Source organism: Sphingobacterium chuzhouense, assembly GCF_014692525.1.
GTDB classification, from domain to species: domain Bacteria; phylum Bacteroidota; class Bacteroidia; order Sphingobacteriales; family Sphingobacteriaceae; genus Sphingobacterium; species Sphingobacterium chuzhouense.
Genome location: NZ_JACNYL010000002.1, coordinates 358,792 through 379,391, shown reverse-complemented (window position 1 = coordinate 379,391; position 20,600 = coordinate 358,792). Strand labels below are relative to the sequence as shown.

At 40.8% G+C, this 20,600-nt stretch carries 14 protein-coding genes; 12 read left to right on the top strand and 2 right to left on the bottom strand.

Going from position 1 to position 20,600, the window contains the following annotated elements; all coding sequences use genetic code 11:
• Positions 1–110 precede the first annotated feature (110 nt).
• The 12 genes from H8B21_RS07940 to H8B21_RS07885 all read left to right on the top strand — a co-directional run bounded on the left by H8B21_RS07940 (position 111) and on the right by H8B21_RS07885 (position 17,929).
• Positions 111–707 carry an RNA polymerase sigma factor gene (locus tag H8B21_RS07940; protein WP_190313254.1) on the top strand — a complete coding sequence of 199 codons (597 nt, stop codon included), beginning with the start codon at positions 111–113 and terminating at the stop codon, positions 705–707.
• Positions 708–787: 80 nt separating this feature from the next.
• A complete protein-coding gene (locus H8B21_RS07935; protein ID WP_190313253.1) occupies positions 788–2,038 on the top strand; it encodes a FecR family protein in 1,251 nt (416 codons plus the stop codon).
• Between the two features lie 179 nt (positions 2,039–2,217).
• A complete protein-coding gene (locus H8B21_RS07930; protein WP_190313252.1) occupies positions 2,218–5,748 on the top strand; it encodes a TonB-dependent receptor in 3,531 nt (1,176 codons plus the stop codon).
• A 20-nt stretch (positions 5,749–5,768) separates the two neighbouring features.
• The gene (locus H8B21_RS07925) at positions 5,769–7,691 is read left to right on the top strand and encodes a RagB/SusD family nutrient uptake outer membrane protein (protein WP_190313251.1); all 1,923 of its coding nucleotides are present in this window, start codon (positions 5,769–5,771) and stop codon (positions 7,689–7,691) included.
• A 25-nt stretch (positions 7,692–7,716) separates the two neighbouring features.
• Positions 7,717–8,916, top strand: a complete 1,200-nt coding sequence (locus tag H8B21_RS07920) for a DUF5000 domain-containing lipoprotein (RefSeq protein ID WP_190313250.1) — start codon at positions 7,717–7,719, stop codon at positions 8,914–8,916.
• A gap of 38 nt (positions 8,917–8,954) precedes the next feature.
• Positions 8,955–10,142, top strand: a complete 1,188-nt coding sequence (locus tag H8B21_RS07915; protein WP_190313249.1) for a DUF4998 domain-containing protein — start codon at positions 8,955–8,957, stop codon at positions 10,140–10,142.
• 82 nt (positions 10,143–10,224) lie between these two features.
• On the top strand, positions 10,225–12,147 hold the full coding sequence (locus H8B21_RS07910; protein WP_190313248.1) for an FAD-dependent oxidoreductase: 1,923 nt from the start codon (positions 10,225–10,227) through the stop codon (positions 12,145–12,147).
• Positions 12,104–13,204 carry a hypothetical protein gene (locus H8B21_RS07905; protein ID WP_190313247.1) on the top strand — a complete coding sequence of 367 codons (1,101 nt, stop codon included), beginning with the start codon at positions 12,104–12,106 and terminating at the stop codon, positions 13,202–13,204. Before H8B21_RS07910 ends, H8B21_RS07905 begins: the two co-directional genes overlap by 44 nt.
• Positions 13,205–13,401: 197 nt before the next feature.
• On the top strand, positions 13,402–13,911 hold the full coding sequence (locus H8B21_RS07900) for a hypothetical protein (protein WP_223814912.1): 510 nt from the start codon (positions 13,402–13,404) through the stop codon (positions 13,909–13,911).
• 53 nt (positions 13,912–13,964) lie between these two features.
• The gene (gene guaA, locus H8B21_RS07895) at positions 13,965–15,515 is read left to right on the top strand and encodes a glutamine-hydrolyzing GMP synthase (RefSeq protein ID WP_190313246.1); all 1,551 of its coding nucleotides are present in this window, start codon (positions 13,965–13,967) and stop codon (positions 15,513–15,515) included.
• A complete protein-coding gene (locus tag H8B21_RS07890; RefSeq protein ID WP_223814911.1) occupies positions 15,472–16,755 on the top strand; it encodes an ABC transporter substrate-binding protein in 1,284 nt (427 codons plus the stop codon). Before guaA ends, H8B21_RS07890 begins: the two co-directional genes overlap by 44 nt.
• Position 16,756: 1 nt before the next feature.
• Positions 16,757–17,929, top strand: a complete 1,173-nt coding sequence (locus tag H8B21_RS07885) for an RsmB/NOP family class I SAM-dependent RNA methyltransferase (protein ID WP_190313245.1) — start codon at positions 16,757–16,759, stop codon at positions 17,927–17,929.
• Between the two features lie 11 nt (positions 17,930–17,940).
• Here the strand turns inward: H8B21_RS07885 and H8B21_RS07880 are convergent, their stop codons facing one another.
• Entirely contained in the window at positions 17,941–18,933 is a 993-nt protein-coding gene (locus H8B21_RS07880) for a metallophosphoesterase (protein ID WP_223814910.1), read from the bottom strand.
• Between the two features lie 151 nt (positions 18,934–19,084).
• Positions 19,085–20,524: an arabinose isomerase gene (locus tag H8B21_RS07875; RefSeq protein ID WP_317170380.1), complete on the bottom strand. Its 1,440-nt coding sequence runs from the start codon at positions 20,522–20,524 to the stop codon at positions 19,085–19,087.
• Positions 20,525–20,600 lie beyond the last annotated feature (76 nt).

Genomic DNA, 20,600 nt, shown 5'->3' with positions numbered 1-20,600 from the left:
ACTTAATATTTTGATAACACCTTTATAATAACGACTTTATTTATTTTACCTATGTTTGTGATATAAAAAGCAAACGTCTGTTTAACACAAGACTTGTTAAAACGCTGAACTTGAAACCGAATATCCATAACGAGAAAGAGATTTTAAACAAAGTTGCTAAAGGAGATCAGCGAGCCTTTACAGTACTTTTTGATGCCTATTATCAGCATCTTGGCGCTTATGTATATAAAGTTACGGAATCCAAAGAAACAGCAGAGGAAATCGTACAAGAGGTTTTTATCAAGATATGGGAGAAAAGAGAAGTCTTAACCGATATAGATAGCTTTAGAGCATATCTTTTTATCTTATCGAAAAATAAAACGCTGGATCACCTGCGGGCAATAGCAAAAAAACGTATGCAGCAAGTATCTCTTCTTCAGCAGACGAAAGAAGAAAGTTATACAATAGATAGCGCTTCTCCCATGGAAGAATATAATCTAATTATAGAAAAAGCCGTTGCGAAATTACCTCCTCAACAACAAAAGGTTTACTATCTAAGCCGCTATGAGAAATTGAAATACGAGGAAATTGCAATCCACATGGGCATCTCAAAAGAAACGGTTAAAAAACACATGAAACTCGCACTGGCGTTCCTGAAACAACAGGTAAAGATGCAGATTCAAGACGTGAATCTGGGCTTGTTGTTTGTGGTTTTAATTTATTATTGATTTTTTTTATTTCCTATTACCCCTTTTTTCTTTATCTATCGTCTTCATATAAATTGTGAAGCTCATTTGCCCAATAAAGAATGGATAAAGAACGGATTAGCTATTTATTTAAAAAGTATGTCGATAGAACAGCAAGCTTGAGTGAAAAGGATGAGCTGATGCAGTACATTCATACCGCACCAGAGGATGAAATCGAATCCCTACTGGAAACGGTATATCAATCGCCGGATTTTAATGAAGAGATATTTACGGTGGTTCAAAGGACAAAGATGTTGCGTGCTATTTTGCCGACCAATAGCCAAGAATACGCTGCGCAAGACCGAAAAAGAACATTCTTAAAAAGGAGCGGGGTATTGAAATTTACAGCAGTTGCTGCATTGTTATTAATCACATTGACTATTAGTTTCCTATTCTATCTAGATAACATAAAAACCGCCGATACAGAAATGGTACAACAAGATGCTTTATTAAACATTCTTCCCGGAAAGGATAAAGCTACATTAGCATTGGCAGATGGCACCCTCATTTATCTAAATGAAATTCAAGAAGGGGAAATTGCAGAACAACACGGTGTTAGAATAACAAAAACAGAAGATGGTCAACTACACTACTATATCCAGGCCTCCGACAACCAAACCCAAAATAGAGACGAGGCAGAAACCATTTATCATACAATAACAACCCCAAAGGGAGGGCAGTACCAAGTGTTATTACCTGACGGTACCAAAGTTTGGCTCAATGCCGCTTCTTCATTGAAATATCCGCCTTTATTCTCCAAAACAGAAAGGCGAGTTGAATTAATTGGAGAAGGATATTTTGAGGTGGCTCAAAATATACTATCGCCTTTTATTGTCGAAACGAAAAATCAATCTGTTAGAGTGTTGGGGACCCATTTTAATATTAATGCCTATGACGATAGAGGAAATACCGAAACAACGCTTTTGGAGGGAAGTGTGATGATAGATTATATCAACAGTAGCAAGAAACTAACTTCCCGAACGCTAAAACCCAGTGAACAGGCTATATTAAATGATCACCATAAGTTAGCGGTAAAAAAGGTCGATATCTCCAGCGCTATCGCTTGGAAAAACGGACTTTTTTATTTCGAAAATACGCCTGTAGAACAAGTACTGGCAGAGTTTTCACGTTGGTACAATTTCGATTTTGAGTTTGAAGGCGACGTACCTGCCATCAATTTATGGGGGAGCGTCTATCGGAATGTGAATGCATCAGAAGCTTTGGAAATTCTACATTATTTTAATCTAAAATATCGATTAATAAAAGATACGGGTGAGGAGTCTAGCTGGAAAGTAGTCGTGTCAAATTTATAAAAGACAACAATCAATTAAAATTATAAATCTATGGAGAAGTATTATCCGAAAATTTTGGAAGGTTACTGAATAATTTTTTTTAAAAAGTCTCTCATTGGCGTGAGAGACTCTAGAGTAAGAAAGCTTTACGAATATTATTGCGAACATATTCAGTATTAACTTTTAATATAACAAAATTAATGAAATTAAATTCATTTCCTATAGTTAAGTTACAACTATGGCTCAATTCCGTATTATATCATGCTAACGGATTTCTTTTTTACCGATATCTAAATCATAAAAAAGGAAAAGTACCATGCTTATCAGTTTTAACAGCGATTTGGATTACTATTGCTTTCTTGCCTGTAAATGCTACAGCGCATGCTCAACAAATATCACTACATGTCCAAAACAAACCGCTGGATGAAGTATTCAAATCGATCATGAAACAAAGCGACTATGTTTTTATTTATAATAGTCCTAAGATTAATCAGACTCGAGTAAGTGTAGATATCAACCATACTTCTATTACTAATGTGTTAGAAGAGTGCTTTAAGAATATACCATTTACGTATAAGGTAATCAAGAAAAACATCATGGTGAAGGAAAAAGAAGCGCCGATTTCGAATACTAAGGTCATCGTTTACCAAGAACAGGTAAGAGTAAACGGTTTGGTTGTTGATTCGCTAGGATCGCCCCTTTCTGGAGTCTCCGTAGCAATGAAAAATAACAGTAGAGTAGGGACGACTACAGACTTAAACGGACGGTATGTTTTAGAAGTGCCGTCAGACGCGGTATTAGTTTTCAGTATGGTAGGGTATGATAGTCAAGAAATAGCGGTGAAAGGCAAATCCGTGATGGATGTGGTATTGAATTATGCTACTAGCGGGTTAGAAGATGTTGTTGTTGTCGCATTTGGGACACAAAAGAAGAAGGAAGTAGTCGGTGCCATCACGACGATTAACCCATCGGAACTACGGGTTCCGTCCAGTAATCTCTCAACAGCATTGGCGGGGCGGTTGGCGGGTGTGGTCGCTTATCAGCGCAGTGGTGAACCCGGTGCAGATGATGCTGATTTTTTTATCCGGGGTGTGACGACCTTTGGGTACAAACAGGACCCGTTGATCTTGGTCGATGGGGTCGAAATGACGAGTCGCGATTTGTCCCGTATGCAGGTTGATGATATCGCTAATTTCTCTATATTAAAAGACGCTGCTGCTACTGCTTTATACGGCGCACGTGGAGCAAACGGTGTCATATTAATTAGTACGAAGGAAGGAGTGGAAGGAAGGACATCGATTGCTGTTCGTATGGAAAACTCTATTTCAGCACCGACCAGTACAGTTGACTTGGTCGATAATATCACCTACATGAGGATGAATAATGAAGCTGTGCTGACCCGTAATCCCTTAGGTGATGTGCCCTATTCGCTCGCTAAAATCGATAATACGATAGCCGGTGCAAACCCATATGTCTACCCTAATAATGATTGGCTGGATATGTTGTTTAAGGATCATACCGTGAATAAAAGAGTAAACCTAAACGTAACCGGTGGAGGAAAAAATGCTCGTTATTATATCGCAGCAACTTACAATCACGATAATGGTATCATGAACGTGGATAAACGAAATAACTTCAATAATAATATCAGCTTAAAAAGTTATCAGCTTCGCTCTAATGTAAATGTTAATCTCACCAAATCTACCGAGGTGGGCGTAAGGCTCTATGGAACGTTTGATGATTATCTAGGCCCGAAGGAATCAGGTTCCCATTATTATCGATTGGCGATACGGGCTGATCCAGTTTCTTTTCCGGCATATTTTCCAGCTAATGAGCAGTATCAGCATGTCAATCATATTCTTTTTGGTAACTCTAGTGATGTCTTGATGGTAAATCCTTATGCACGGCTAGTCAGTGGTTATCGAGACTACAACCGAAGCACCATGTTGGCACAATTCGAATTGAAACAAGACCTATCGTTTATCACGGAAGGGCTCAAGCTACAAGGATTGTTTAACGTATCCCGCTATGCTTATTCTACTACAAGAAGATCATATAACCCTTTTTACTATGACATCGGTTCTTACGACAGATTCACAGACACATTCACCTTATCAGATGCGTTAAACGCGGATTCGGGAACCGAATATTTAGATTATTCACAAAGTATTCCAGATATTACGGCAACGACATATATTCAAGGTACAACAACTTATAATCGCACATTTAATAAGCACGGTATAAGCGGTCTGCTCGTGTTTTTGATGCAGAACAGATTCCAGAATGAGGGTGTTAGCAGCACCGATGAATATACCCTACAAACCTCATTGCCAAGCCGAAATCTAGGGGTCTCGGGCCGAATGACCTATTCTTTTGATGAACGATATTTTGCTGAGTTCAATTTTGGATATAATGGTTCTGAACGATTCCATGAAAGCAGTCGTTTTGGTTTTTTCCCGTCGGCAGGATTAGCTTGGCAGGTGTCCAACGAGAAGTTTTGGGAATCGATTTCCAAAACGATCACTAATTTGAAATTTAGAGGCAGTTATGGTTTGATTGGTAATGATGCAATAGGTAGTGCTAGTGACAGATTCTTTTATCTGTCAGAAGTCGATTTGAACAATTCCGGACGGGGCGCAGTATTCGGTTTGGAAAACGTCTATCGAAGAAATGGCGTGCTGGTCAGCCGATATGCGAATGAAGATATTGGTTGGGAAAAATCATACAAAGCGAATGTGGGCTTTGACATGGGATTATTTGATAAAATGAATGTGATCGTTGATTACTGGAAAGAGCATCGTACCAATATTCTAATGACGCGCTCCTCTATACCGTCTACAATGGGACTCGCGTCGGGAGCGACACCAAGAGCTAATGTAGGGCAAGCAAAAGGGTCTGGAATTGATTTCTCGGTGGATTACTCGCAAAATATAGGGGCTAATTTCTGGATACAGGGAAGGGCTAACTTTACGTATGCCTCCAGCAAGTTTTTGGTTTATGAAGAGCCTGTGTATGACAACGAACCTTGGAAATCCCGTGTAGGATATCCTATAAAACAGAAGTGGGGATATATTGCCGAGCGCCTATTTGTTGATGATGCTGAAGTATACAATTCGCCGGTTCAACAGTTTGGGGAAACCGTTATGGCGGGGGATATCAAGTACCGTGATGTTAACGGCGACGGAAGGATTACTTCATTAGATCAAGTACCGATAGGTTATCCTGAAACGCCGGAGATAGTGTACGGATTTGGAACATCTTTGGGATACAAAAACTTTGATTTGTCAGTTTTTTTTCAAGGTTTGGCGCGTGAATCTTTTTGGATAGATATAGAGAATACGTCTCCGTTTAGAACGGGTACAAATGGTGGTGAACAGCTTAAGAATCATGTTTTGAAAGCTTATGCGGATGACTATTGGTCAGAAGATAATCCCGATCCTTATGCGTTATGGCCACGTCTAAGTACGAGCTTACATCCCAATACTAACCAAACCAGTACATGGTTTATGCGAAACGGAGCTTTTTTACGTCTCAAAAACGCAGAACTTGGCTATACATTGCCACAACGTATTACAGAACGGATTAAGCTGACAAAAGCTAGATTCTATTTAAGCGGCACCAATTTATGGGTGTGGAGTGGTTTTAAATTATGGGATGTCGAAATGGCGGGGGATGGTCTGGGGTATCCCGTTCAACGCGTGGTTAATATTGGCGCGCAGATTTCTTTTTAGCTAATCGAAATAAGTAAATCATGAAGAGAATAAAGACATATATATTGATAGCAATGCTGGGAATAACATCGTCCTGTAATTATCTGGATATGATACCGGATAATATTTCGACAGTCGAACATGCATTTGCTTTGCGCAATGAAGCCGAAAAATACTTGTTTACCTGTTACTCCTATTTACCGGATTTAGGCGTACATGAAAGCAATCCAGGTTTTTTGAGCGGTGATGAAATTTGGTTTTTCTATCCGTATATTACGGCCTATTACGCCCAGCCCTCGGATGTCTGGGAGGTGGCGCGCGGGAACCAGAATATCACAGATCCCTATCTGAACTATTGGGATGGAGCTAAAGGGGGGAAGAGTATGTTTCGTGCTATTCGCGACTGCAATATCTTTTTGGAAAATATCCATTTGGTACCCGACATGGATGAGATGGAAAAAGATAGGTGGATAGGCGAAGTGAAATTTTTAAAAGCTTATTACCATTGGTTTCTGCTCCGAATGTATGGTCCTGTGCCGATTACGGATGTTAATCTGCCTATATCGGTTACACCCGAGGAAGCACAAGTTTTTAGGGATCCTGTAGACGATGTATTTAACTATGTTGTTAATTTGCTTGATGAGTCGGTACTCACGCTTCCCACGACGATCGTCGACCAAGTAAACGAGATCGGACGGATCACAAAACCTATCGCATTGGCGCTAAAAGCTAGAGTATTGGTGACAGCAGCAAGTCCATTGTTCAATGGTAATCCAGACTATGCCAATTTTGTGGATAAAAGAGGTGTGCATCTTTTTAATTCGGTCTACATGCCCGAAAAATGGGAGAAAGCCGCTCAGGCATGTATTGACGCCATCGAAATGATTCACAGTAACGGAAATCAACTGCACTACTTTAGCCCAGCTGTTAATACCTACAATCTCGGACCAGAGCTAAAGACGCAGATGGACATACGGGCGGCAATTACCGAAAAATGGAATTCCGAAATTATATGGGGTTTTAATAATAGCATGGTCAATTGGATCCAACGCTATGCCCAACCTTTTGTCGATCCTGCCTCCGTCATGACCAACGGAAGTTCCAGGCCTAAGGGGCAATGGGCGCCATCCTTGAAGGTCGCGGAAATGTTCTATACCAAGAACGGTTTGCCCATTGACGAAGATCTTTCCTGGCATTATACAGATCGATACCAGTTACAGGAGGCCGGCGAGGAGGATAAATATCATATAAAACCCTATTATACAACAGCCAAGTTGAATTTTGACCGGGAACCACGTTTCTATGCAGATTTGGGATTTGATGGTGGGATATGGTGGGGAAACGGAAATTATGATAGAGAAACGCCTTGGCATTTGGAAGCGAAGTCGGGTCAGCTTGCCGGTAAAAGAAGAGCAGACGAACATTCCATTACAGGCTACTACACCAAAAAATTAATTGATTATCGGAGTGTTTTGCAGACTAGTGGCGTTTATTCCGTACAGCAATATCCTTTCCCCGAAATCCGATTGTCCGACCTATACTTGTATTGTGCGGAAGCGCTAAACGAGGTAAATGGCCCGACAGCGGAAGCCTACCATTGGATTAACTTGGTTCGTAGACGAGCCGGAATCCCCGATGTAGAAGAATCCTGGTCATTGCCCGAAGTAAGAACACAGGGCAAACACTTGACAAAGGAAGGTTTCAGAGATATCATCAGACATGAGCGGTTAATTGAAATGGCGTTCGAAGGAACACGCTATTGGGATCTGTTGCGCTGGAAAAGGGCAGAAACAGTGTTGAGCCAACAGATCATAGGATGGGATATAAACCAGAGCGAGACCGTGCCATATTATCAGACCGTCTTACTTTTTAGCCAATCATTTAAAAAGAAAAGCTATTTGTGGCCTTTGAAAGAAAGTTCATTGATCATCAATAAGAATCTGGTACAAAACCCTGGTTGGTAGACTTTATAGTAAAAAAAATATGCTAATGAAAACGTTAGAAATACTGTGTAAAAATATAATCTTGCTGCTTAGTGGTGTTATTTGTCTGCTGTCTTCCTGTGATAAGGTAGAATTACGGGATAACCTCGAGCAGGACGGTGTTGCCCCTGGACCGGTCACTGATGTCACGTTTGAAGGTCTTCCGGGATCAGCTAAGATAAACTATTCTCTACCGGACGATTTTGACATCCTGTATGTGGTTGGGGAGTATGAGATCAGACCGGGAGTAGGTTATAATGTAAAATCCTCTTATTACAGCAATTCATTAACGGTGGTTGGCTTTGGGACGACGGACGAGTACAACGTAGATCTGTATGCTGTCGATCGTAGTGGAAATCGCTCGGAAAAGACAACTGTTACAATAAGACCATTGCCACCACCAGTGCAAACGGCTTTTGCAACGTTGGACTATGTTCAGGGGTTTGGCGGAATCTATCTTACCTTCGAAAATACGGCCAAGGCAAACCTCATTGCGAATGTCCTGATCAAGGACGAGCATGGCGATTGGGTGGAGTATGATAAATATTATATGTCTTTGCCTTTGGGCGCTTATTCCGTTAGAGGGTTAGATGCTATACCTACAACATTTGGCGTGTCGATCTACGACCGTTGGGAAAACCGTTCGGATACGCTGGTGCGCGAGATTACTCCCATTCATGAGACACAATTGAACAAAAGCATGTTTTCGGCTCTTGCATTGCCTGGAGATGGAAATAACGCTTGGAATCTTACAGGTTTATGGGATAATGTTACAGCTAATACTGGTGGCGGAATTAGTTCTACAGGCGCTTTTCCAACACGATTTAACTTCAATCTGGGCACACGATCCAAATTAAGCCGCTTTAAATTTTGGGGCGTACACGATGGTCGACAATATAGTTCGGGTAATGTTAAAGAGTTTGAACTCTGGGGAAGCAATGATCCGGATCCGCAGGGAAGTTTCGATGGTTGGGAATTGTTGGGCTTTTATACAGTGGTCAAGCCGTCGGGCTTGCCCGAGGGGGAGCTGTCAGCAGATGATAGCGCTGTGGCTGTTGCAGGCTTCGACTTTGACGTATCGCAGGATGCACCCCCGGTCAAATATTTACGTATAAATATATTATCTTCTTTTGGATCACCGCGCAACTCGGCCAATGGAACTGCCTGGATGCGGGAAATTACGCTGTGGGGAGAGGAGCAACCATAAAGAATAAGTATTGTAATGAAACTTAAGAACTAAGAAAAATGTCAAGTCAAACGAAAATATCACTAAAGGGCTTATGGATGATAATTGCTTTAGGGACTATGATCATAGCCGCATGCGGCAAGATGGATGGTACGTACAAAGAATTTATAAAGGATGGGGAGATCCGGTATAGCCAAAAACCGGATACGCTCGGAATACAACCGGGGCGTAACCGGGTGAAAGCATGGCTAGCAGCAAAGCGAATGAATGTATCCAAATTCAAAATATATTGGAATGATCGCCTCGATTCTGTGGAAGTTCCGGTAACAGGTGCTTTTGATACGGACACACTGAGTGTCATTATTGACAATATGGAAGAAGGCTCATATATCTTTGAATTTTTTACTTTCGATCGGGAAGGGAATACTTCCCTTGTGGTCGATACCGTGGGCGAGGTGTTTGGAGAAGCCTATGCCAGTTCACTTTCCAATAGATTAATTTCCCGTTCGACGTTGGGCAACAGGGTAAGGATATCCTGGTATGCTCAATTCAATGAAGATGACATAAGGACGGAAGTCCGATATAAAAGTCAGGAGGGAACAGAAAATCTGATTATTGTGAAAGCAAGCGATATGGAAACCATTATTGATGAAGCCCCGTTGGAAGGTTCGTTGGAATACCGGACAGTATTCCTTCCTCACCCAAACGCTATTGATACATTTTATACGGATTATCTTCCTATAACGCTAACTCCACAGCCACCGGAAATATACGATGGATTTCCGGAGGATTTTGAAGATACGCGATATACAAAAACAAATACGACTTCCGCAGAAGATGTGGAAGTAGGCTCCGGGCTTTGGAGGTTTGATAAATTTATAATATCCAGAAATAATAATAACGAAAGAAAAAATGGTAATGGAACAATTAGATCGCATACCGACCAGAGTATTTTTGAGATGAGGTATGATTTGCCAAATGGAGCGTCCAAAATATCTTTTTATCATACAATATGCTCAGCAGACGGAGCTAGTACGTTTAAAGTACAAGCTTCTCGCGATGGCGGCATTACTTGGGAGGATATCAGCGATGTGTATACCAATACATCAAGCTTGATGTACAGGGAGATTCCACTCGATATAGAAGAACCTGTCAGGTTTAGGTTTGTCAAGTTTGCGACGGCTAATTGCTCTACAACTAATTGTCGGATGAATCTGGATGATATCGCTATATATGTCCGGGATTAACAAAATTTGAATAGTTAGTCTTGATTTTTCCGAGCAGTAATAATAGGATAATAAAGTTAATATCTAATAAAATAAAAAAATTATGATGGAAGAAAAGAAAATAAAAGCGAACAGACGGGATTTTTTGAGAACAATGGGCTTGGGCTCGGGCGCCCTCTTGCTGAACCCCACTTTGAGTTTCGGCTCGAAGGAAATAGCGAAAAAGTTAGGTGAAGTTGATCAGCAGACAGATGTTTATGCACGACGGAAAATCGATACGGATATCTTGATTGCCGGGGGAGGGCTATCGGGCGTCTGTGCTGCTCTGGCAGCTGCGAGAAATGGAGCTAAGGTTGTTTTGTTGCAGGACCGTTCCCGTCTAGGGGGGAACGCCAGCAGCGAGATCAGGATGCATATTGTGGGAGCCACAGCGCTGAAACAAGTGTGGCGGGAAACGGGCATCCTGGAAGAACTGATGCTGACCGAATCCGTCACCAATCCACAGGCCTGTTACGAGATGTTGGACTATGTGCTGTACGATAAAGTGTTTTCAGAAAAGAATATCACCCTTTTGCTGGATACAGTAATGTATGAGGTGATTACCGAAGGAGACAATATTCGCCGGATAAATGCCTTCTGTTCTCCTACAGAGGAGGTGTACGAAATCACAGCCAAAAAGTTTGCGGACTGTACAGGTGATGGCACGTTGGCAGCACTTGCCGGAGCCGAATTCATGCGTGGACGTGAAGCCAAATCCACCTATAACGAGTCGTTGGGGCTGGATAAGGCTGATGAAATCACTATGGGAAACAGTTTGATGTTCCAAGCCACCGAACATGACCGTCCTATGCCCTTTGTAGCACCTTCTTGGGCTAGGAAGTATACCTTTAAGGATTTCCAATATCGCAAGATTCATTCGTATGAATATGGATATTGGTGGATTGAATTGGGTGGTATGGAAGATATTGTGAACGATGGGCAGAAGATCCGTGATGATTTAATGGCGGTTATGTTTGGTATCTGGGATTATATTAAAAACTCCGGCGATCATCCTAAATCGGCAAATTGGGCATTGAGCTGGTTTGGTATGATTCCCGGAAAAAGGGAAAGCCGACGGATTACAGGAGACTACGTTATGACCCAACGGGATGCCCAGGCTCCCACATTGTTGGAAGACCGCGTCGCTTACGGCGGATGGCCATTGGACGACCATCTCCCCGAGGGTATGGACGATACTTCGCAAAGACCTTTCCGCTCGATTCCATTAAAAGGACCTTACTCGATTCCTATGCGTTCACTGTATAGCAGGAGTTTTAAGAACCTATATATGGCAGGACGTAACATCAGCGTCTCCCACGTTGCGTTGTCCACGACGCGAGTAATGGCTACTTGTGCTGTGCTGGGTCAGGCCATCGGTACGGCTATGGCCTATAATATCGAACATGCATTGACACCTAAAGAACTATGTTTGGATAAAAAACATCTGGCGAAGTTCCAACAGATACTGTTGCGCCAGGATCAAGCGATACTCGGGGTAGTAAACGGTGACGAACAGGACCTGGCACGTTCAGCACAAGTGAAAGCATCGCACGAAACAATAGACGGCAAAGCTGCTAATGTAATTGATGGTGTGAACCGCGATATACAGGATGGTGCGACCCATCAATGGCGCGCAGAAATGTCTGGTGGTGAGCCCTCGATTGAACTTAGCTGGAAAAAGCCGCAACGAATCGGAACAGTGGAATGCACATTTGATACCGGATTGAATCGTTTTTTACGGCTATCCGGACAACGTTCGGTACATAGGAACCAAATAAGAGGATATCAGCCTGAAACCGTTTCTGACTTTAAAATTGAGTTAATCAACAAAGGAAAGGTGGTCTATGATGCGTATTTTGAAAAAAATTATCTACGTAAATTTGTACATGCTTTTCCACAAGTGCAGGCAGATACAGTTCGAATTACGGTAATTAAAACACACGATGATAAACTTGCTAGGATTTTTGAAATCCGATGCTATGCCTAATAGCATCAAAAAGATAGGTTTGGGATGTATTCTAATGTTATGGTTGGGAGGAAGTTCTTCTGCACAAGACGCGAAAACGTCAAATAAGATAATTCCGGCATTCCATTTTGAGGTCAACGATTCCGTAGCGGTAGACGTTGACCTTACCTACACGAAGAAAGGTTATCCTATGTACTATACCGCTCATTTAGAGACGGGTGTTTGTTCAGATGGCTTATGTAAGCCGATTAGTATCACTATACGTTGGGATTTATTAGGACAATTTATATCTTATCATACAGCATCCTGGTATTCGTTAACCAAATTCGACCATATAGAATTTACGGATGAAGATCATGACCAGCTACATCGTATACTTTCCGATACTGCCGCTATTCTTCGGGATTATGAAGTAGACGATATGATAGATACGGACTTTTATCTGCGGTCTCAACAGATAGATGCGGTTACAAGACCTACAAGCCCGACATTCAGTGCAGCAACAGTGGAAGGTGCGTTGTACACCGTATACACGCTTTGGCATTTTACTAATGGACCTATACGTTCACGCATGAGAGTATTTACGACATCGTTAATGTCTGATAGTGCCATGGTCAAAAATATGCTGAATTCAGGGAATCGGGATTATGTAGGTTTTGTTTTAAAAAATATCACGGAAGAACAACATCGTCAGTTGAGTAACGATATTATCAAACTGATCAGTAGTAAGGACACCTATATACCGCATTTTGCATTAGCGCAATTGAAAGACAGTATTATGTCATTGCCAGATTATCAGCAACAATTGGTAACTTATTTTCCGCATATAGACAATTCAGTAAAAAATGCATTGTTAGATCGACTGGCGACAGTTCAATTGGATAGGAATACTATATTAACACTTCTATCCATTCTATCTAGTCTTTCAGAGAGCCAGATCAGAAAAATCTTTTCGATTATTGGAAACAATAAAGTTCGTATAGATAAAGAAATACGCGAAAAGCTAACATTATTATCCCATGGACCAGATCATAATATTGCTCAGCAGGCAAGAAATACGTTGTTAAAAATGAATTAATCTTTTATTTTTCACTTTCTTTTTTATTCGTTGGTTGTGGGAAAGACAGTGATGGAGGCGGTTCATCGACACGATTAATAAAAAAATCCACCTTCTGTTGCAGCTTATCGTTTTATATGGTAACTTGTTAAGCCATTTGAAGGGAAATTGGCTTGTTTTTTGTAAAAAGATACTATATAACCAACGATACGGGGCTTATGATGAAAAGATGTTTTTATATTGTGCTGTTTCAGTTAGTAGTAACAACGACGGCGTTATTTGGGCAAAAACTTTCCCTTGCTGAAATCCGAAAGGATTTCAAGATAGGACATAAAGATGAAGAGACATGCAAAAAGCATCTGGAAGCCTTAGAAGAGTATGCAGATTGTCCTGTGGAACGAGGATATGAAGCAGCGTACCATATGTTTATGGCAAAACATACGGGGAATCCCCTAAAAAAAATGAGCTATTTCAGAAGCGGAAAGAAAATGTTAGAAGAGGAAATAGCGGACAATCCGAGTGAAATTGAATTGCGTTATATTCGGTTATGTATTCAATACTATATTCCATCGTATTTAGGATATAAAGATAATATAGAAGAAGATAAAGATTTTTTAGTGAACAATTTATATAAGTTAAGAGATAAGGAAACGAAACAACTTATCTATGTCTATCTAAAAGGTGCAAAGATGTATTCGGAAGAAGAATTGGCTTTATTGGGACGTTAAAGGAAATCAATTAAAATCGCTAAAAATACAAGGCGAATATGTAACTTTGCGCCATGTCCGAAAAAATTATCATTCTTGATTTTGGCTCGCAATATACACAGCTAATAGCACGCCGTGTTCGTGAGCTTAACGTTTATTGTGAAATTCATCCATATAACAATTTACCGGAATTTGATGATGCGGTAAAAGGTGTTATCTTTTCAGGTAGCCCATATTCTGTTAGGCAAGAGGATGCACCTCAGGTAGACTATACCAACATTCAAAATCGTTTTCCATTATTGGCCGTTTGCTACGGGGCGCAATATCTAGCACAGCAATCCGGAGGAGAGGTATTACCCTCCGAAATCCGGGAGTATGGCCGTGCGAATTTACAATTTGTGGATCAGGAAAGTACCTTGTTGAAAGGTGTACCGGTACAATCACAGGTGTGGATGTCGCATGGAGACACCATTAAGGAAATACCTTCCAATTTTAAAATTATTGCTAGTACGGACAAGGTACGTGTGGCAGCATACGAAATAGAAGGCACACGCACGTACGGTATCCAATTCCACCCAGAGGTGACGCACAGTACCGACGGACAAGTATTGTTAAAGAATTTTGTCGTTGATATATGTGGTTGTTCGCAAGACTGGACTCCCGATACCTTTGTCGAAACGACAGTAGCAGAGCTGAAGGCGCAGTTAGGAGATGATCATGTAATCATGGCATTGTCGGGTGGTGTAGACTCTACGGTAGCAGCGGTATTATTACACCAAGCTATCGGGAAAAATCTACATTGTATTTTTGTGGATCATGGTTTGCTTCGTAAAAATGAATACGAACAAGTATTGGATTCATATAAAAATATGGGACTAAATATTAAAGGAATCAATGCGAAAGAATTGTTTTTTGGTCGGTTGACAGGTGTTTCGGAACCTGAACAAAAGCGGAAAATAATTGGTGCATCCTTTATTGATGTGTTCGATCAGGCTTCTAAGGATATTCAACATGAACTGCCGGAAGGAATTGAAGCAAAATGGTTAGGGCAGGGTACGATCTATCCCGATGTTATTGAATCGATCTCCGTGAAAGGGCCATCAGCAACTATCAAATCCCATCATAATGTAGGAGGTTTGCCCGATTTTATGAAGCTTAAGGTAATAGAACCATTGAAAGCCTTGTTTAAGGATGAAGTACGTCGTGTAGGAAGAACATTGGAGGTAGATTCCAATATTTTAGGACGTCATCCCTTCCCAGGGCCAGGATTAGCTATTCGTGTGCTTGGCGACATCACAGAAGAAAAGGTACGGATTTTGCAGGAAGCTGATGACATCTATATTCGTAACTTAAAAGAAGCGGGATGGTATGATAAAGTATGGCAGGCAGGGACTATTTTTCTACCTGTGCAATCTGTAGGCGTCATGGGCGATGAGCGTACGTATGAACACGTAGTAGCCCTACGTGCAGTAGGCTCATTAGACGGTATGACAGCCGATTGGATTCACTTGCCATACGATTTGTTAGCAAAAATTTCAAACGAAATCATCAATCATGTTAAAGGAATCAATAGAGTTGTCTATGATATCAGTTCAAAACCGCCAGCAACAATTGAATGGGAATAAGCGGTTATTCGTATGGGCATTAATACTGCTTCTCTTTTTAGGAGCTTGTTCACCGAAGACCAGGGTACTAAAATCACCTGACCAAGGTAGTGGAAATATAGGAGGGACTGTTCCAAAAGAGGAAAAACCGGAAACGGTCGATAAAGAAACAACAGTTGAAGATGCTCGTAAAGCAGAAGCGGCTAGAAACAGCGTGGCATTGATTCTACCTTTTCAATTGGATAGGATCTCACCTCATACATTATCAAAAGAAGACGTTAATCGTTCGGCAATTGCACTTGATTTTTACCAAGGTTTCCAGTTAGGTTTGGATGAATTGGCACAAAAAGGCCGCTCTTTCTCGCTCAATGTGATTGATTCGAGAGATAACGAAGTGCATAATCAATCGGTCGCCAAATCTGAGGAGGTTTCAAATGCGGCGCTGATTGTAGGACCTGTATTTCCGAAAGAAATAACCACATTTGGTACGCATCTTTTAAACAAAAATGTATTGCAGGTAAATCCTTTGGCAGCAACAAGGGCTCGGGAATTCAATTTGCCTAATTTAGTGTCCCTAACACCATCTATTGATGTGCATACGAAAGCTATGGCAGAGCGTGTCGGACAAGATTACAAAACCGGGGATGTAGTTATTATTTATAATACATCGGACAATGACGGGCGGCAATTTTTAAGCGGTTTCTTGTCGGAACTTAAGAAGGCAAATCCGTCTGTTCAGGTTCGTTCCGTATCGTCGATTCCCCAATTGAATGAAGAGATTAGTCTAACAGGTACTAATTTGATAGTGGCGGGTACGACAGATAAATTTCAGTTGCGTTCGTTTGTGAGTAATTTAGAAGCGAAATCTTCCGAGGAATTTTATATGTTTCGCGTATACGGACATCCTTTATGGGATCGTATAGATTTCAGTATATATGAGCGATTTGGCGATTTTCGACCTGTTATCACCTCAGAAAGCCATTTGAAGTCATGGACAAGAGGGACAAAAGAATTTAAAGATAAATACTATTCCTTATATAGTGTTAATCCTTCGGATTATTCCTATAAAGGATATGATGCAGCCCGATATTTTGGAAATCTATTGGCAAAATATGGTGACAATTATTCCGAACATATCACAAAAGAAAAATTCGAGGGCTTATTCAGCACTTATGCATTTGATTATAACGAAGCTTGGGGTTTTGTAAATAATACCGTTTCGTTTAAAAGCTATCAAGGCTCATCGTTTCAGCTAAACTAATATGGGAGTTAACCCACGTAGAGTCGAACAGCAGTTGCGCAATTTTCAACGCGCAATAGATGCTTATGATAATACAGAACCCTTTGCTCGGTTTCTTACTCGATTTTTTAAAGAAAACAAACAAATGGGGTCATCCGATAGACGGATGACTTCTCGTTTATGCTATAATTTTTTCCGATTAGGACGTTCTGTGATAGATTTACCTTCCGTTGACCGTCTTGTAATTGCCGAATTTTTGTGTGAAACGCAAAGTGCTGTTGTTGAGCTTTACCAACCGAATTGGATTTTCAATACTGCTGCGTCTTTAGAGGAAAAGATACTTTTTTTGGAGACACACGGTTACAATGTGGTGGATCATCTTTTTCCTTTTACGTCCTACTTGTCACCAGCAATTGATAAAGGAAAATTCGTAGCAAGCCACTTGGTACAACCCGATTTATTCATTCGTGTACCGCAAAATAATAAAGCTATTGTGGAACGGGAGCTTGCCGGACACGGAATTTCTTTTGAACGAGTTTTTGGAAATGCCTATCGTTTGCCAAATGGAACTAAACTACAGAATATAAGGAAGATAGAAGGGTTATATGAAGTTCAGGATTTATCCTCACAACAAAGCTTAGAGGCTCTTTCTTTAAAAGCGGGAGAAAAATGGTGGGATGCATGTGCTGGTTCCGGCGGAAAATCTCTTCTTTTATTAGACCGTTATCCATCTATTGACTTGTTGGTGTCAGACATACGGCTAAGTATACTTCGCAATCTGGATGAACGCTTTGATAAAGCAAAGATTAAAAAGTATCGGAAAAAAGTGCTGGATTTAACGCAAGATATCAATCATTTGATGGATGGAGAAGCTTTTGATGGTATATTAGTAGATGCACCTTGCTCTGGTTCGGGAACTTGGCGACGTACACCCGAGATGCTCAGTCAGTTTGATGAAGAAAGTATACAACGCTTTGTTGCCCTTCAACGCCAAATCGTTGACACTGCTGTCCGTTACCTTAAACCTCAGGGATTATTAATGTATATCACCTGTTCGGTATTTGAAGCAGAAAATGAACAGATTGTTCGTTATATAGAGGAAGAGCATGGTTTATTCATGGAAGAGGGTGGTATAATTAAAGGTTACAATAGAAAATCGGACAGCATGTTTGCCGTCCGACTTAGAAAAAAATAACCCGATTATTTCTAATTGAAATCTACATTTTCAAAAATAAAATCTTGATCAGTTTCTTGTTTGAAAGTATCGGTCACTGGAGAATAGGTTTTCACGATGATGGTTCTTTTAGGTATGTCAAAGTTTAGGATACGTAGAAAACCATTGCCTCCGTTTTCGGATCCGTGTACTCCTGTTTGGTAATTTGATAGCATTTGATATACGGTATTTCCATGCTTTCCTTGACTTATTAACGTTCCAACACCATCATTTAATACATGTCCGGAAACGACCATCATCACATTTGGATAAAGCGATACTAATTTTTCCCATATCTGCTCCCCATCATTGGGTGCTTCTGATCTGGTGTCTGCCGCAAGTCCGGTTGATTGTGCCAGCCAACGATGCCCACGTTCACTACTCATCCGTGTTTCGTCAGAGTACATATAGGCGTGTGTTTGGATAATGATTTTATGCTTAGGATGAGCTTTGACAATCTCTGATGCCCACGCCAATACCTTATTACGCGGGCCGAATTCCAGTGATAAAATCAACCATTTATGGCCGCCTGCTTTAAATTCGTGCCAGGTGTTATCCATTTTTCCCTCCTCATACGCCCCTTTGAAGCCGTTCATTTTGCTGTGCTTCCCGTAACTAAAATACTGATTAAACAAGTCGGTATCGCGTACATCAGTTCTGCCATTCTTACCTATATCATGGTTGCCTGTCACAACGGCGTACGGCAGCTTGCCCTCTAGGATATTCATAGCTTTGGAAGCATTTTCCCATTGTTCTTTGTTGTTGTTATTAGTGATGTCTCCCAAGTGAAGCACAAATGTAATTTCATTGGAACGCTCGGCAATCCATTTCGTTTGTTTTTCAAATATTTCGGGAAATTTTTGTGAGTAATTTTGCGTATCCGGCAATAGTACCAAATTAAAAGATCGCTTTGTTGCACAAGAAGACAATAGAATGGTTAGTGCAAGGAGTTTAAAATACAACGTATTATTTATAAACGATTTCATATCTCTTATTTAATTAATTTTACATTTTAATATAGGGCCATTTCACTGTTTCTCACTCCATAATATACGAACTGGATCAATAAGCCCCGACTTTTTTTATAAAAAAGCACATATCTCATGATTCTCGATACTTTAGATTTATTTGGCGAATTTATTCTTTATCGGAACATACTTTTATGGTTTCTATACCGATTAATTTTCCTAGTTTTTCAATCTTACTAGCGAGATGCCCCACACCAATAGCACAATGATGAGCTGGGCCATGCCGATTCCATTCTTCCACAAATTGCCGGATGTTTATTGGAAAGCGGTACCTACTATTTGTATTTCCGATTTCCAAAATTGGTCCGAGTACAGACGTTCCCTCGGCTACTAAAAAGAATAATTTACCATCAGGGTCTTCCACAACGGATAAAAAGGTTACAGGTCCATGTTTTACCGACATCTCAATCGATAGTCCATTTCCTACTTTGCCGTGGTATGCCACTAATGGCTTAACCTTGATTTTTCCTTCAGCAATTTGGTAATGTCCGGGTCCGTCATGTCCCATTAATACAACGTCATCGTTGAAGTCCAACGCATAGTACTCCGAAAACGAGCCTCCCGCTCCAAAGCTATCTAAGATTTTCATTGCCTGTGCATTTTTTATCTCGTATTCCCCAGCCACAGGCACACCTTTTGCAGTTAAATATGTACTGCCTAAGATGATGGAACGCATAGTGTCTTTATTTTCGGCGCTACCCGTACCTTTATAATAGTAAGCTAATGCACCAAGTTCGTATTTGGCTATCATTCTATCTAAAGCAACAGATGTGCGAGCAGCATCTTCCAATTCTTTTGTATCACAATCCGGTTCTACGTCAAATGCATGGGAAAATTCAATAACCCGTTTATTAATCTCTGATGACGATACTTCTCGTCGTAATGCTGACAATTCATCAACCTCTAACAATTCGATGTGGCCACCGAATGTGGCTATCTGGCGAGTAAGATCAGTATAAATATCTAACATCCCAGAATAGTATGTACCCATGGCTCCCAAGCGGTTATGTGCCAATATGTGAGCTACTTTTGCAGCCGTTATCCAATCTGCTATTTCCTGCCAACAGCTGTCACTAGGGTCTAATATACCGGTAACTTGATAATATGATATCCCCGCTCTTCTGAAAACGTTGGCTACTTCTGGCACGGGACATGCGGCACAGTATGTCAACCATTCTCCTGTCATTTCATGGCGATCTTTCAACGCATTAAAGGATGCATAATCGACAGCCGCCTTAGGAGAGAGGTTCAGTATAATTACGGGTACTTTAGCGCGTTGGACTACGGGAAGCACCGTAGCGGATAAGGCATATGTAGAGGCGTACAATAAGATCATATCTACATCGGCCTGCCGGAAGCGATGACCAGCATCCATGGCTTTACCAACCGTGTCAATTAATCCTAAATTCACGATCTCTATATCGTCGGAGGATAACAGTGTATGTACCTGATTCAAATGAGATATCAGACGTTTTTTCAGTCCTTCAAACTGGTTCCAGTAGACGTCTAAGCCGACACCGAATAGCCCTATTTTTAATTTTGTGAACACAATTATGATTTAATTTGTTTATAATCAGGGATTCACCCTGTAACTATTTAGATTGCTAAATTATTTTTTACTAACT

Coding starts and splice junctions, on each gene's coding strand:
- H8B21_RS07935 (WP_190313253.1), top strand. CDS start 788: ATGGATAAAGAACGGATTAGCTATTTATTTAAAAAGTATGTCGATAGA.
- H8B21_RS07930 (WP_190313252.1), top strand. CDS start 2,218: ATGAAATTAAATTCATTTCCTATAGTTAAGTTACAACTATGGCTCAAT.
- H8B21_RS07925 (WP_190313251.1), top strand. CDS start 5,769: ATGAAGAGAATAAAGACATATATATTGATAGCAATGCTGGGAATAACA.
- H8B21_RS07920 (WP_190313250.1), top strand. CDS start 7,717: ATGAAAACGTTAGAAATACTGTGTAAAAATATAATCTTGCTGCTTAGT.
- H8B21_RS07915 (WP_190313249.1), top strand. CDS start 8,955: ATGTCAAGTCAAACGAAAATATCACTAAAGGGCTTATGGATGATAATT.
- H8B21_RS07910 (WP_190313248.1), top strand. CDS start 10,225: ATGATGGAAGAAAAGAAAATAAAAGCGAACAGACGGGATTTTTTGAGA.
- H8B21_RS07905 (WP_190313247.1), top strand. CDS start 12,104: ATGATAAACTTGCTAGGATTTTTGAAATCCGATGCTATGCCTAATAGC.
- H8B21_RS07900 (WP_223814912.1), top strand. CDS start 13,402: ATGATGAAAAGATGTTTTTATATTGTGCTGTTTCAGTTAGTAGTAACA.
- guaA (WP_190313246.1), top strand. CDS start 13,965: ATGTCCGAAAAAATTATCATTCTTGATTTTGGCTCGCAATATACACAG.
- H8B21_RS07890 (WP_223814911.1), top strand. CDS start 15,472: ATGATATCAGTTCAAAACCGCCAGCAACAATTGAATGGGAATAAGCGG.
- H8B21_RS07885 (WP_190313245.1), top strand. CDS start 16,757: ATGGGAGTTAACCCACGTAGAGTCGAACAGCAGTTGCGCAATTTTCAA.
- H8B21_RS07880 (WP_223814910.1), bottom strand. CDS start 18,933: ATGAAATCGTTTATAAATAATACGTTGTATTTTAAACTCCTTGCACTA.